General features: G+C 71.5%; 10 protein-coding genes. 5 read left to right on the top strand and 5 right to left on the bottom strand.

Annotated features, from left to right (window positions below):
- The 5 genes from PKF00_RS41400 to PKF00_RS41380 all read right to left on the bottom strand — a co-directional run.
- Positions 1 to 741: serine hydrolase domain-containing protein (locus tag PKF00_RS41400; RefSeq protein ID WP_271223249.1), on the bottom strand; the 741-nt coding region annotated here is incomplete at its 3' end.
- 248 nt (positions 742 to 989) lie between these two features.
- Entirely contained in the window at positions 990 to 2,252 is a 1,263-nt protein-coding gene (locus PKF00_RS41395; protein WP_271223248.1) for a multidrug effflux MFS transporter, read from the bottom strand.
- 69 nt (positions 2,253 to 2,321) lie between these two features.
- Positions 2,322 to 3,224, bottom strand: a complete 903-nt coding sequence (locus PKF00_RS41390; protein ID WP_271223247.1) for an ABC transporter permease — start codon at positions 3,222 to 3,224, stop codon at positions 2,322 to 2,324.
- Complete coding sequence (locus PKF00_RS41385) at positions 3,221 to 4,165, bottom strand: ABC transporter permease (RefSeq protein ID WP_271223246.1); 945 nt, start codon at positions 4,163 to 4,165, stop codon at positions 3,221 to 3,223. The genes PKF00_RS41390 and PKF00_RS41385 overlap by 4 nt, the downstream gene beginning before the upstream one ends.
- Positions 4,166 to 4,171: 6 nt before the next feature.
- Positions 4,172 to 5,791, bottom strand: coding sequence for an ABC transporter substrate-binding protein (locus PKF00_RS41380; RefSeq protein ID WP_271223245.1), 1,620 nt, complete (start codon positions 5,789 to 5,791; stop codon positions 4,172 to 4,174).
- A gap of 246 nt (positions 5,792 to 6,037) precedes the next feature.
- Between PKF00_RS41380 and PKF00_RS41375 the strand changes: the two genes are divergently transcribed.
- The 5 genes from PKF00_RS41375 to PKF00_RS41355 are packed head-to-tail and all read left to right on the top strand — an operon-like array spanning position 6,038 to position 14,356.
- Complete coding sequence (locus tag PKF00_RS41375) at positions 6,038 to 8,023, top strand: ABC transporter ATP-binding protein (protein WP_271223244.1); 1,986 nt, start codon at positions 6,038 to 6,040, stop codon at positions 8,021 to 8,023.
- 14 nt (positions 8,024 to 8,037) lie between these two features.
- Positions 8,038 to 8,976 carry an AraC family transcriptional regulator gene (locus tag PKF00_RS41370; RefSeq protein ID WP_271223243.1) on the top strand — a complete coding sequence of 313 codons (939 nt, stop codon included), beginning with the start codon at positions 8,038 to 8,040 and terminating at the stop codon, positions 8,974 to 8,976.
- 40 nt (positions 8,977 to 9,016) lie between these two features.
- Positions 9,017 to 11,590: a N,N-dimethylformamidase beta subunit family domain-containing protein gene (locus tag PKF00_RS41365; RefSeq protein WP_271223242.1), complete on the top strand. Its 2,574-nt coding sequence runs from the start codon at positions 9,017 to 9,019 to the stop codon at positions 11,588 to 11,590.
- A complete protein-coding gene (locus tag PKF00_RS41360; RefSeq protein ID WP_271223241.1) occupies positions 11,583 to 13,331 on the top strand; it encodes a CocE/NonD family hydrolase in 1,749 nt (582 codons plus the stop codon). The genes PKF00_RS41365 and PKF00_RS41360 overlap by 8 nt, the downstream gene beginning before the upstream one ends.
- Positions 13,331 to 14,356, top strand: coding sequence for an aldo/keto reductase (locus PKF00_RS41355; protein WP_271223240.1), 1,026 nt, complete (start codon positions 13,331 to 13,333; stop codon positions 14,354 to 14,356). The genes PKF00_RS41360 and PKF00_RS41355 overlap by 1 nt, the downstream gene beginning before the upstream one ends.
- The last annotated feature ends 22 nt before the right edge of the window (positions 14,357 to 14,378 follow it).

Raw genomic sequence — 14,378 nt, 5'->3', positions numbered from 1 at the left:
GTAGCCGTGGGCATGGGAGCCACGCCAGGTGGAGTCCGTGGCGTAGTAGGTGTGCTTGAGGTTCAGCGGCCGGGCGATCCGGTCCCGGACCAGATCGTCCAGGTCCGCCCCGGTGACCTGCTCCAGGACGGCGCCGATCGCGGCGTAGTTGGTGTTGCTGTAGGACCATTTCGCGCCCGGCGCGAACAGCGGATCGTGCTTCACCCCTACGGCGAGCAGCTTCAACTGGGTCCACTGCCGCCGATCCCTGCCGAGGATCGACGGCCGGAGCGAGGCGTCCTCGGTGTAGTCGAACAGGCCGCTGGTGTGGTTCAGCAGCATGCGCAACGTGATCGCCCTGCCGTTGGGCACCTTGCCCGGCAGCCACTTCTCCACCGGGTCGGTCAGGGCGAGCCTGCCCTCGGCGACCAGTTGCAGCACGAGCGTGGCGATCATGGTCTTGGTGTTGGACCCCATCCGGAACTCGTCCCCCGCCTTGAGCAGGTGATCCCCCCTGGTCCAGGTGGCCTGCGCGGCGATCTCGACCGGCCGGCCGCGGCCGTCGTCGACCCGCACGATCACGCCGGGCGCCCCGGCGTCCACCAGATTCCGCGCCAACTGCTGCAGTTGAGCGCGCTGCGCCTTGGCGCCGCTCCAGGCCGCGGACGGCGTGGCCGTGGCGGCAGCCGGGAACGCCGCGGCCACGGCCAGACTCACCGCCAGCGCCGAAGCCGTGACCGCGCGCGGCCAATGCGATCGCACCGCTCGATCCGACGAGAAAACACGTTGGGACATTGACCCGTTCCTCCGGGTGATAGGTGACGCGGACGGTCCCACCCTCCAACCCGCCGCTCACAAAGCGCACTCAGCACGCTGTCAGCGCGCTGTCGGCCACCCGCCCGGTATCGCCCTGACCCGGCACGGCGTCGCCACCGCCGCGGCGGAGCCCGCTCCGCTCCGGTTCGTCGGCTTCGGGTTCCGGAACGGACGAGCGGGCGGGTGAACACGACCTACGCCTGTGAGTCGTGATCCGAGTCGCACGTCCGGGGCGCGGCTCCGGGCGCGTGGCTCGCACGCGGCCTGGCCACCAGCGCGTACGCGAGCCAGGAGCCGACACGGGCGACGGCGATCCCGCCGGTCATCGCGACGGCGCTGGCGCCGCCCAGCGACGCGAGCGGGGCGAACAGGGCGCCGAACAGGAAGCCCGTGCTGCCGAGCAGCGCGGCGGCCGTGCCCGCGTTGGCCGGATGGCGGGTCAGCGCGAGCGCGGTCGCGTTGGGCGAGGCCAGCCCACCGGACATGATCGTGACGAACAGCGCCGGCAGGAACACCGTGAGCGGGGCGTGCAGCGCCGCCGCGACGGCCGTGCCGACGCCGGCCACGACGGCGACCAGCGCCTCCGGCACGAGCAGCCGCTCCGGCGGGAAGCGGCGCAGGAGCATGGCGTTGACCCAGCCGCCCAGGATCAGGCCCACCGAGTTGACCGCGAAGATCAGGGAGAACGTCTGCGGGCTCACCCCGTAACCGTCCTGGAGCACGAACGAGCTGACCGAGATGTAGATGAACAGCGCGATGCTGCCGATGCTGGAGCCCAGGGTGCAGCCGACGAACAGCCGGTCGCGGGCCACCGCGGAGAATCCGGCCCGCACGCGGCGCAGGCCCCCCGCGTGCCGCAGCTGCGGGTGGAGCGTCTCGGGCAGGGTGACCGCCGCGAGTATCAGCAGCGCGGAGATCACGGCCAGGAGGACGAACAGGCCGCGCCAGTCGACGATGTAGAGCAGTTGCCCGCCGAGGACGGGCGCGACGATCGGCGCGAACCCGCCGATCAGCATCAGCAGTGACATGATGCGCGCCATCTGGCGCCCCTCGTACAGGTCGCGGACCATGGCCTCGACCACCACCATCCCGGCCGACCCGGCCAGCCCCTGCACCAGACGCAGCAGGATCAGCGTCTCGATCGACGGCGCCGCCGCGCACAGCAGCGACGCCGCCGTGTACGTCACCACCCCGACGAACAGCGGGCGCCTGCGGCCGATCCGGTCGCTGAGCGGGCCGATGAACAGCTGCCCGACGGCCAGGCCGATCATGCAGGCCGAGATGGTCCACTGGGCGGCGCCGTCCGAGGCCCCGAGCTGGCGGGCGAGCTCGGGCAGCGCCGGCAGGTACAGGTCGATCGACAGCGGGCCGAACGTCGACAGCGCCCCGAGCGTGAAGAGCAGCCTGCGGGTCCGCGCGATCGGAGGCGGGCCGGCCGGGGGGCCGCCCGCGGTCACGTGCGTGCCACCCGGTGACCTCGCCTGCGCGCGGTCACCGGGTGTCCTCGCCTGCGTGCGCCGCTCCGCTCACCGGCGGGACCGCCGTTGCCGTCGCTGCTGGTCGAGCAGCATCCTCGCCCGGGGATCGACGAACGCGCGCAGCGCTGAGCCGGTGAGGTTCAGCAGGAACACGAACAGGGCGATGGTCAGGCCGGGGAACAGCACCATGGTCGGATGGCCCTGCAGGTAGGTGCGCCCGTCGGCGACCATGTTCCCCCAGGTGGCGGTGGGCGGCGAGATGCCGAGGCCGAGGAAGCTGAGCGACCCGTCGATGAGCATGGCCCCGGCCGACAGCAGCACGCACTGCACCACGGCGAGCGGCAGCGTGTTCGGCAGGATGTGCACGGCCAGGGTCTTCCACGGGCCCATGCCGGACACCCGCGCCGCCTTCACATAGGTGCGGGTGGTCAGGCCGAGGACGCGGCTGCGGATGATCCGGGCCGTGTATGGGGTGAAGATGATCGTCACGGCGAGCAGCTCGCTCATCATGCCGGGACCGACCACGACCGCGAACACGATCGCCAGGATGATCGACGGGAACGCCATCCAGGCGTCCACGATCCGCATGATCACCGTGCCCGCCCGCGCGAAGTAGCCCGCGACCAGGCCGATGGACGTGCCCAGCGTGACCGCGCAGACAGTGATCAGCAGGGTCATCCCGATCGAGATCCGGCCGGCGGACGCCCACCTGGCGAACAGGTCGCGGCCGTACTTGTCGGTGCCCATCAGGTGCTCCGCCGACGGCGACAGCAGCCGGTTCACCGGGTCGGCGGCGTCCGGATCGGGCAGGAACGGCGGGAGCACCAGGACCAGCAGGGTGATCGCGACCAGCAGCCCGCCCGTCACGACCAGCGTGGGGTTGCGCCGGGCGAACGAGCGGATCCGGGCGGGAACCGGTGCGGGCGGCGCGGTGACGAGGTCTGCGGTCACGACACCCGCACCTTCGGGTCGATCAGCGCGTACGCCAGGTCGACCAGCAGGTTCACCAGCACGAACAGGAACGCGATGAACATGACACCCCCCTGGATGAGCGGGAAGTCCCGGGCGTAGACGGCGCCGAGCAGCGTGGTGCCGAGACCCGGGATGACGAAGATGCTCTCGATCACGACCACGCCGCCGATCAGCGAGGCGAAGTTCAGCCCCACCGAGGTGAGGACCGGCAGCATGGAGTTGGGCAGCACGTGCCGCAGCATGATCCGCCGCTCGCCGACCCCCTTGGCCCGCGCGGTGCGCAGGTACAGCTGGGTCAGCTCGCCCAGCACGCTCTCCTCCATGGTGATGGTGAGGAACGCGGTCTGCCCGATCACGAGCACCGCCACCGGCAGCGTCAGCTGGGTGATCGCGGTCGCCGGGTCGGCGAACAGCGGGGTGTAGCCGCTGGGCGGGAACCAGCCGAAGGTGAGCGCGAACAGGTAGACCGCGAGCAGCGCGAGCCAGAACTCCGGCAGGGCGAGCCCGAACTGGGCGGCCCGGCTGACGAGCCGGGCCACCCGGTTGTGGGGCGCCACGGTGACCCAGGTGACGATCAGCACGGTGAGCAGGAAACTGATCACCGTGCTGACGACGGCCAGGGTCAGCGTGGGCGTGATGTTGTCGAAGATCATCTGCAGGACCGGGAGGTTGTACTTGATGGACGTGCCGAAGTCACCGGTCAGCACGTTGCCCAGCCAGTGCAGATACTGCTCGTACAGCGGCCCGGTCAGTCCGAGGTCCTGGCGCAGCCGTTCGAGCTGCTCCGGGCTGGCCTTGGTGCCCAGGAGCACCGTGGCCGGGTCGCCCGGGATCGAGCGCAGCAGGAAGAACAACACGGTGCCGACCACGAACAGCACGACCACCAGATCGCGCAACCGGCGCAGGATGACCCACAGCATCAGGGGCTACCTCGCCAGCCACACGTTGGCGAACTCCAGGCCCCATCCGTCGTAGCCGTTCACCTTCGGGTTGTAGGCCACGTAGGACCTCGCGTTGTACAGCGTGAGCGTGGGCAGGTTCTCCGAGGTGAACGCCTGGATCTTGTCGAGCTCCTGCTTCTGCTCCTCCGGGGTCTTGGCCGCGTTGTAGGCGGTGAGCAGCGGCGCGAGCTTGTCCCTCGGGTAGCCCATGTTGTCCATGCCCTGCACGTTGTCGCTGTAGGACGGGACGGGCGGGTTGGCGTCGTCCATCAGCGCGAGCACGTCCCAGCTGTTCGGCTCGTTGTTCTTGCGCCCCATCAGGGTGGCGAAGTCGTAGCTCTCGATGGTCGCCTTGATTCCGATCTTCTTCAGCGAGTCCTGGATGATCACCAGTGCGTCCTTGAACTGCGGGAACTCGTCCGTGGTGATCATCCGGATGGTCTGGTCGGGGCGCAGGCCCGCGGCCGCGAACAGCTGCTTGGCCCGTTCCGGGTCGTGCTGGTCCCACTTGGCCTTGCCGGCCTCGGAGTACATGGCCTTGTTGGTCTGCGTGGCGAACGCGCCGTTGCTCGGCAGCACCAGGTCGGGCACGCCCTGCGAGTCCATGATCGCCTTCTTGTCGACGAGCATGTTCATCGCGTCCCTGGCCTCCTGCTTGGAGAAGATCGAGCCGGAGTTGTGGTTGAGCGCGACGTACTGGATGTTCGCGGCGCCCTCGACGCCCACCTTGAGGTTGGGGTTCTGCTTGATCTGGTCGTACTGGTCGTACGACGGCTCGGCGACGTCGAACAGCCCGGTCTGCAGGCCGTTGAACGCGGCGTCGCGGTCGGCGACCACCTTGTAGGTGATGGTGTCCAGGTAGGCGCCCTTGGCCCCGGCGTAGCCGCTGGAGGTGCCGGACGGCGGCTGGTACTTGTCGTTGCGCTCCAGCACGATCTCCTGGCCGGCGGTCCAGGACTTCAGCTTGTACGGCCCGGTGCCGATCACGTGATCCTGGGGGATCCCTGTCGCGCCGGCGGCGGCCACGTCGGACGCCTTGCGGATGCCGCTGCCGTGGCTCGCCGCGATGAGCGCGACGAGGTTGAACGGCGCCTTGAGGGTGAACACCGCGGTGCCGTCGTCGGGCGCGGTGATGTCCTTGAGCACCGGCTTGAGCGAGCCGGCGTAGCTGCCCTTGTCCACCCAGTAGCGCATCGAGGCCACCACGTCGGAGGCCTTCAGCGGCGAGCCGTCGGAGAACACGATGCCCTTGCGCAGAGTGAAGGTGTAGGTCAGGCCGTCGTCACTCTTCTTGTATGATTCCGCCAGCACGGGCTGTGGCTGGTAGTCGGCGTCGATGGCGACCAGCGACTCGAAGATCTCGTGGCCCAGGTAGCTGGTCCCGGCGTTGCTGTTCTGCACGGTGTCCAGCGAGCCCGGGTCCTGGGCGAGGCGAACGGTCAGGTTGCCGCCTCGCACGGGCTGACCCGGGTCGCCCTGACCTGCGCCGCTCTGGGCGGCCGGGGTGGTCGGGGACTTCGTGGCGGTGCCGCAAGCCGAGAGCAGGAGCCCTAAAGCGACGAGGGCGACGATCTTGGTTTTACGGCGTTGTCCGGTGCGATCCATTGCGGCTCCTCGCGCCTTTTTCGGCGGGTCGATGGCCGAGACCGTAACCCGGTCCGCTCATCTGGGATAGGCGTCGATGTCGGCTCTTCTGTCACTGATGCGAACTCCCCCCGCCCTCCGCTCGCGACTGTGGACACCCGTCGCCCGGGATGGGCACACTGTGCGAAAAGCCTTGTTATGCGGGGGCTTTGCGGTGCAGAATCACCGGACCTGAGGTCGTGCAGACCGACGGAAAGGATGACACCTATGTCACTACTTGATATCGACCGCCTCTCTGTCGGGGTTCTCACCGACGAGACGACCACCGATCTGGTCCACGAACTCTCACTCAGCCTTGATTCCGGACAGACCCTATGTGTCGTCGGCGAGTCCGGAAGTGGCAAGACCGTCACCGTGCTGTCCATCATCCGCCTGCTGGAGTTCGTCGCCCCGGTGCGCACCACCGGCACGGTCCGGCTCGACGACGTCGACCTCACCTCCCTGAGCCCGGCGCAGATGCGTTCGTTCCGCGGCCGGCGGATCGGCATGGTGTTCCAGGAGGCGCTCGACTCGCTCAACCCGGCGCAGCGGATCGGCGCGCAGCTCGGCGAGGCGTACTGGCCGGCCGGCGCCGCGACGCGCCGCGGCGACCTCCGCGCGCAGGGCCACGCCCGGGCACTGGAGCTGCTGCGGGAGGTGGGGTTCGCCGACCCGGAGCGGGTGGCGAACCTCTACCCGCACCAGCTCTCCGGCGGGATGCAGCAGCGGGTGATGATCGCCATGGCGCTGATGTCCAGTCCCGACCTCCTGCTGGCCGACGAGCCCACGACCGCGCTGGACGTGACCACCCAGGCCGAGATCCTGCGCCTGTTCCGCACCGTGCAGCGGGAGCACCGGATGGCGTGCGTGTTCATCACTCACGACATGGGCGTGGCGGCGGAGATCGCCGACCGGATCGCGGTGATGTACGCGGGCCGCCTGGTGGAGGTCGGGCCCGCGGCCGAGGTGCTCGGCTCGCCCCGGCACCGCTACACGCGGGCCCTGGTCGAGTGCGTGCCGCAGGTGGGGGTGCGCCACACGCGGGGCATGCCGTCCATCGTCGGCTCGGTCCCCGAGGCGGCCGCCCGGTTCCCCGGCTGCCGGTTCGCCCCGCGATGCACGCACGCCGCGGACCGCTGCCGCGACGAGGAGCCGCCGCTCGCCCTCGTCACCGTCCCGATGGAGCGTTCCGGGCAGACGGAGCAGGTGGAGCAGGCCGAGCGGATGGAGCGTTCCGATCCGGCCGAGGAGGGCCCGCAGGTCGAGGTCGCCTGCTGGAACCCCGGCGCAGGCCCGGTCGACCTGCCCCCGCCCGTCGCGGCGGTCACGCCGGCGACGGCCGACACGCGGGACGAGCCGCTCCTCGCGATCGACGGCGTGCGCCGGGCCTTCGTCACCCGCAGCGGGCGCTCCGGCGGCCTGCTGAGGCTGCGTCGCCGCGAGCGCACGGCCGCGGTCGACGGGGTGAGCCTGAACATCCGGCCGGGAGAGTTCTTCGGGCTGGTCGGCGAGTCCGGCAGCGGCAAGACGACGCTCGGGCAGCTCGTCGCGGCGCTCGACCACCCCACCGAGGGCACGATCACCGTGGACGGCCAGCGGCACACCCCGCGCGGGCTGGAAGGCGACGTCCGCGCGTTCCGCCGTACCGTGCAGCTGGTCTTCCAGGACCCGCAGAGCTCCCTGGACCCGCGTCACACCGTGGGCCGGATCATCGCCGAGCCGCTGCGCGAGCTGACCGACCTGCGCGGCGCCGACCTGCGCCGCCGGGTGGAACGCCTGATCGACGAGGTGGGCCTGCCCAAGTCGACCATCGACAGGCTCCCGTCGCAGATCTCCGGCGGGCAGCGCCAGCGGGTCGCCATCGCCCGCGCCCTCGCCCCGGAGCCCCGGCTGATCGTGGCCGACGAGCCCACCTCCGCACTCGACGTGTCGGTGCAGGGACAGGTGATGAACCTGCTGCTGGACCTGCGCCGCGAACACAACCTGAGCTACCTGTTCATCACCCACAACCTGAGCCTGATCCTCTCGGTCGCCGACCGGGTCGGCGTGATGAAGAACGGCCGGCTGATCGAGGTGGCCACCCCCGAGAGGCTCGCCGCCGAGCCGCAGCACGACTACACCCGCACCCTGCTGGCGGCGAATCCGGGCATCACCCCGTCCACATCCCCCACGGCGTCGCCGGAGGCCGCGGGCATCGAAGATTCGCATCAGTGATACCGGGAGCCGCCATGCCGTCCGTGTCGTCCGTCTCCGACTCCCCTCTCTCGTTCCCGACCCACAGCTTCGAAGACCCTCTCATCGGCGACGGCGCGCCCGGTTTCGCCATCGGGTCGTTCGCCGACCTGGCGCCCTGGTCGTCCGCCCCCTACCCGCACCGGCACGAGTTCTACGAGCTGGTGTGCGTGACCCGCGGCTCGGGCACCCACGTGATCGACTTCGTGCCGTACAAGGTAGCCCCGGCGACGATGTACTTCGTCGCCCCCGGCCAGGTGCAGTTCTGGGAGGGCCACGCCCCGCTGGAGGGGTACATCGTCACGTTCGTCGAGGAGTTCCTGGTCCCCCAGTACGGCGACCGCGTGTCGCCGCGCCAGTCGCTGGCGCTCGACCCGCTGGGCACCGGGCACGCCCTGCACCTGGCCGCGGAGCAGGTCGAGCCGATCACCACGCTGCTGGTCGCGCTGGCCCGGGAGTACCGCCGTCCCGGCGGCGCGGACGTCTCGGTGCTCCAGGCGTACCTGCACATCCTGCTGGTGGAGATGCGCCGGCTGCGCCGGGACGCGGACGTCCGGACCGTGGAGGAGGACAGCGGCACCGCGCTGGCCCGCCGCTACCTGCGGCTGGTGAGCGAGGAACTGCCGAACGAGCAGAGCGTCAGCGGCTACGCCAGCCGGATCGGGGTCACCCCGAAACACCTGGCGGACGTGGTGAAGCGCACCACGGGCAAGCGGCCCGCGGAGATCATCCGTGCCGCGCTGACCGTCGAGGCCAAGCGGCTGCTCAGGCACACCGACCTGACCGTCGCCCAGGTCTCCCAGCGGCTGCAGTTCGACAACCCGTCGTACTTCGGCCGCTTCTTCAAGCGCGAGACCGGGACGAGCCCGGGGGAGTTCCGCCGGCGCGCCGGGGCGGCGGATTACCTCCGTTCAGTGACACGGCCGCCGACCTGACGAGCTACTCGCGCCGCGACCGGTTGCCTAGCGTCGAGTCATGGAATCCTCAGTTGTGGCCATTCGGGCGCGGTTCGCCGAACGCCGCGTCGAGCAGCTCCGTTCGCTGATCACCGAGGACCTGGTGACCGCCTGGATCCACGATCCACAGGCGGTGCACCAGGAGCCGTTGAGCCTGGTGGCGCGGTTCCTCGGCCGGCGTCCGGCGACCGAGCGCCTGTCCGTCTACGAGCAGACCCCACGCGAGCTCTGGCGGCTGGTCCGCCCTCCGGCGCGGCGCGGCGAGACCTACCGGCTCGCCGACCGGCGGGAGTTCGCCAGCCTTGACGAGGCGCGCGAGGCGGGCCTGCGACGCGAGCTGTTCGACGTGTTCGGGTGGGGCGAGCCCTCCGCGGACGCGGTCGACGGGCCGGAACTGCGGCAGGAGGGGCCGGCCCTGCTCGGTTACGCGGACCGGGTGAGCGCGGCCCCCGGCGAGCGGATCACGTTCATGGTCAGCGCCGAGCAGGTCGCCGAGTACACCACCGAACTGATCCGGCTGCGGCACGTCGACGACGACCCGGCCAGCCCGGGCGTCCGCATCGAGCAGGTCGCGGACGCCTGGCGCGGCCGGCACGCCGGCCACACCCAGCGCACCCGGCTCGGCTCGCACATCGCCGTCCGCGACCCCCACGGCGCGACCGCCGGCGCGGACGGCTTCGCCGTCGCCGCGTACATCCACCCGACCCACGTGACAGGGCGGCCGCAGGTCGTGCTGGCCCGCTGGGACCGGGGGCCGCGCGGATACGCGCTCGGCCTGGACGAGACCGGGCGGCCGACCCTCTGGCTCGGCGACGGCGCCCGCGAGACCGCGGTCCACGCCGACGCCCCGCTCGACCCGCACCGCTGGTACGGCGTCGCCGCCTCGTACGACCCCGCGACCGGGCGTGCCACGCTGGTCACCCGGCCGCTGGTGACCAGCGTGAACAGCCGGGTGAGCCCGATCGTGGTGGACGACCGGCCCCAGGTGACCGAACGGCACGTCGAGGGCGCGTTCGCCCCGGCCGAGCACGGGGACCTGCTGTTCGCGGCGCGTACCCCGGAGGAGGACCACTACAACGGCAAGATCGAACGACCGGGCGTCTGGCCGTACCCGCTGCCCGAGGCCGGGCTGCTGGTCGCGGCGTCGGACGACCACGACGCCCCGATGCGCTGGTCGTTCGAGCCGGGGGAGACCGCGGCGTCGCTGGTCGTGCCGTGCGCCGGCCGCCCCGGCCTGGACGGCAGGCTGGTGAACCTGCCGGTACGCGGCGTGACCGGGCGCCACTTCACCGGCCGCATCGAGCACTACGCCGCCGATCCACGCGGGTACGCCGCGATCCACTTCCACGACGACGCGCTCACCGACGCCGAATGGACGCCCAGCCACGAGTTCACCGTGCCCGCCGACCTGCCGAGCGGCGTGTACGCCCTGCGGGTCGTCGCGGCCGACGGCTCGTGCGAGCGGGCCGTCCCGTTCGTGGTGCGCGCGCCCGCGGGAGGCGCCGCAGGCAGGCTCGCGCTGCTGCTGCCCACCGCCACCTACCTGGCCTACTCCAACGAGCGCGGCCTCGGCCACGTGTCGGTCGTCCCCCGGGACACGGTGTTCCTGGAGCACCGCTACGACCTGGGACACTCCGCGTACGCCAAGCACACCGACGGCAGCGGCGTGAGCTACATCTCCTGGCGCCGCCCGATCCTCACCCTGGCGCCGGGCTTCCGGATCCACCTGTCGCCGTTCATGCTGGCGTCGGACCTGTACATCCTGGACTGGCTCACGGAGCTGGACTACTCCTTCGACGTCATCACCGACCACGACCTGCACGCCGAGGGCGTCGACCTGCTCCGCCCCTACCGCGGGGTGCTCAGCGGGAGTCACCCGGAGTACGCCTCCGAGCAGATGATCGACGCCATCGAGTCGTACGTGGACGGCGGCGGCAACTTCGGCTACCTGGGCGGCAACGGCTACTACTGGGTGGTCTCCTTCCATCCCGAGCTGCCGCACGTGATGGAGTTGCGCCGCGGCGAGAACGGCACCCGGAGCTGGCAGGCCCGTCCCGGCGAGTACCACCACGCCACCACGGGCGAGCGCGGCGGCCTGTGGGCGAACCGCGGCCGTCCGCCGCAGAAGGTGTTCGGGGTGGGCTTCAGCGCCCAGGGCGGCGGCCCGTCAGGGCGGTACCGGATCGGCCCCGACGCCCTCCCCGACTCGGCGAAGTCCCTGCTGGACGGCGTGCCCGAGGTGTTCGGCGACGCGGGGCTGGACGGCGGGGGCGCGGCGGGCGGTGAGATCGACCGCTACGACCCCGAGCTGGGCAGCCCGCCGGACGCGGTCGTGCTGGCCACCTCGGAGGGGCTTCTCGACGGCTACCAGTTCGCCGTCGAGGAACTGACCGGCACGCACCCGGGACACGGCGCCTCCGAGGATCCCGACGTGCGCTCCGACCTCGTGTACTTCCGCACCCGCGGCGGCGGGTCGGTGTTCGCCACGGGCTCGATCTCCTACAGCGGTGCGCTGTCCGCCCACGGCTACGACAACGGCGTTTCCAGAATCACCCGCAACGTCCTCGACCACTGGCTGGGTAAGAATGATTGAGTCGCTCACGGTCGACCGGATGGTCGCCGTTCCCATGCGGGACGGCACGCTCCTGCGCGCCGACGTGTACCGCCCGGCCGGGCAGCGCTGCCCGGCCCTGGTGTTCCGCACCCCGTACGACCGCACCGGCCTCGGCATGTACGGCACGTTCGCGTTGCGCGCCGCGTCCAGCGGCTTCGCCGTCGTGATGCAGGACACCCGCGGACGGGGCGCCTCCGGGGGCCGGTTCACGCCGTTCGTCCACGAACGCGAGGACGGGTACGACTCGATCGACTGGGTCGCGTCCCAGCCGTGGTGCGACGGCAACGTCGGCATGTTCGGCGGCTCGTACGACGGGGTGACCCAGTGGCAGGCCGCCATGTCCGGGCACCCGGCGCTGAAGGCGATCACTCCGAACGTCACCGCGTCCAGCTACCACCACGGCTGGGTGTACCGGGGTGGCGCGTTCCAGCTCAGCTTCAGCCTGGGCTGGACGCTGTCGCTCGCCGCGCACAACGCCGCCCGCGACCCGTCGGTCCCCGCCGAGGTGCGCGAGGCGCTGACCGACGCCTCCGACCGCCTGCCCGACACCGCGCTGACGTTGCCCCTGGACCGGCATCCGTACCTGGACGACGTCGCCCCGTACTACCGGGAGTGGCTGGAGCACCCCGGCTACGACGAGTTCTGGGAGCGGCTGGACGTCTCCCGGGCCTACCCGGAGATCACCGTCGCCGCGTTCAACCTGGGCGGCTGGTACGACACGTTCCTCGGCGGCACCCTGGCGAACTTCGCCGGCATGCGCGCCGAGGGGCCCCAGGGGGTGCGCGACCGGCAGCGGCTGCTCGTCGGGCCGTGGCCGCACGAGGGCCTGTTCAGCGGCAACCCGGTCGGCTCGTGGAGCTTCGGCGGGCGCGCCACCGGCTCCGCCCTCGACGCCGACGGCCTGCAGCTGCGCTGGTTCGACCGGTGGCTGCGCGACGGCGGCGACGGGGCCGGGACCGACCCGCCGGTGCTGCTGTACGCCATGGGGGCCGACCAGTGGCGGGTCGCCGACTCGTGGCCGCTGCCCGGCACCGAGTACCAGGACTGGTACCTGCACAGCGGCGGCCGGGCCAACACACTGCACGGCGACGGGCGCCTGTCCCGGGACACGCCCGGCGACCAGCCGCCGGACAGCTACGTGTACAACCCGCGCAACCCGGTCCCCACCCTGGGCGGCGCGCTGTGCTGCAGCCCGGTGCACACCCGTGGCGGCGTGTACGACCAGCGCCCGATCGAGGAGCGCGAGGACGTCCTCGTCTACACCAGCGAGCCGCTCACCGAGCCGCTGGACGTCACAGGGCCGGTCACCGCGGTGCTGCACGCCAGCACCTCCGCGCCGGACACCGACTGGACCGCCAAGCTGGTCGACGTCGGCCCGTGCGGCTACGCCCGCAACATCACCGACGGCATCCTGCGCGCCAGCCACCGCGACCCGGCGGCCGGACCGCGCCCGGTCACCCCGGGGGAGGTGGTGGAGTACCGCCTCGACCTCGGTGCGACCAGCAACGTGTTCCAGCCGGGACACCGCATCCGGGTGGAGATCTCCAGCAGCAACTTCCCGCACTTCGACCGCAACCCCAACACCGGCGAGCCGCCCGGCAGGTCCACCGAGATGGTCAGCGCGCTGCAGAACGTCCACCACGCCGGCCCCCACCTCTCTCGCATCGTGCTGCCGGTCGTCGACCCGGAAGCGACGCGCCCCTACCGGACGGAGACCTGATGTCGATCCACGAATTCCGCGAGCTCCGCGAACTCGGCCGTACCGGGCTGCGGATCAGCTCGGTGGGCTTCGGAAGCTGGGCCACCGGCGGCCCGGGGCTGATGGGCTGGGGCGCGCAGTCCGACGAGGAGTCGATCGCCGCCATTCACCGCGCCGTCGCCGGCGGCGTGAACTGGATCGACACGGCGGCCGTGTACGGCTTCGGGCACTCCGAGGAGGTCGTCGGCCGCGCCGTGGCCGCGCTGCCGCCCGCCGACCGGCCGCTGCTGTTCACCAAGTGCGGCCTGGTCTGGGACGAGAACGGGGTGGAAAGCCAGAATCTCACGCCGGAGTCGATCCGGCGCGAGTGCGACGCCTCGCTGCGCCGCCTGGGCGTCGACCACGTCGACCTGTACCAGATCCACGCCCCGGACCCGGCGGGCCCGCCCATCGAGGAGTCCTGGGGCACCGTGCTGGAGCTGGTGAAACAGGGCAAGGTCCGGCACGCCGGGGTGTCCAACTTCGACGTCGGGCTGCTGGACCGGTGCGAGGCGGTCGGCCCGGTCGAGACCCTTCAGCCGCCGCTGTCGTTGATCCACCGGGACGCGGCGGCCGACGTGATCCCGTGGTGCGCCGAGCACGACACGGGGGTGATCGTCTACAGCCCGATGGCGGCCGGGCTGCTGTCCGGCACGTTCACCGCGGACCGGGCCGCCGCCCTGCCGTCCGACGACTGGCGTTCCCGCGAGGCCGAGTTCCAGCCGCCCGCCCTGTCCCGCAATCTGGCGCTCCAGGAGGCGCTGCGGCCGGTCGCCGAACGCCACGGGGTGTCGGTCGGCGCGGTCGCGGTGGCCTGGACGACGGCCTGGCCGGGAGTGACGGCGGCGATCGTCGGCGCCCGCACCCCGGAGCAGGTGGACGGGTGGCTGTCGGCCGGATCGCTCAGCCTCACTCCCGAGGACCTGGCCGAGCTGGCGGCGGCGCTGCGGGACACGGGCGCCGGTAGCGGCCCGGTCGGCTCGGCACTGCCGGCCGCCGGGGCGTGAACGGGTGTGGGCCGGGCGGATA

This window comes from Streptosporangium carneum (assembly GCF_027922005.1).
Lineage (GTDB): Bacteria > Actinomycetota > Actinomycetes > Streptosporangiales > Streptosporangiaceae > Streptosporangium > Streptosporangium carneum.
The sequence above is the reverse complement of the archived record's forward strand: the minus strand, read 5'-3'. Positions and strand labels throughout refer to the sequence as shown.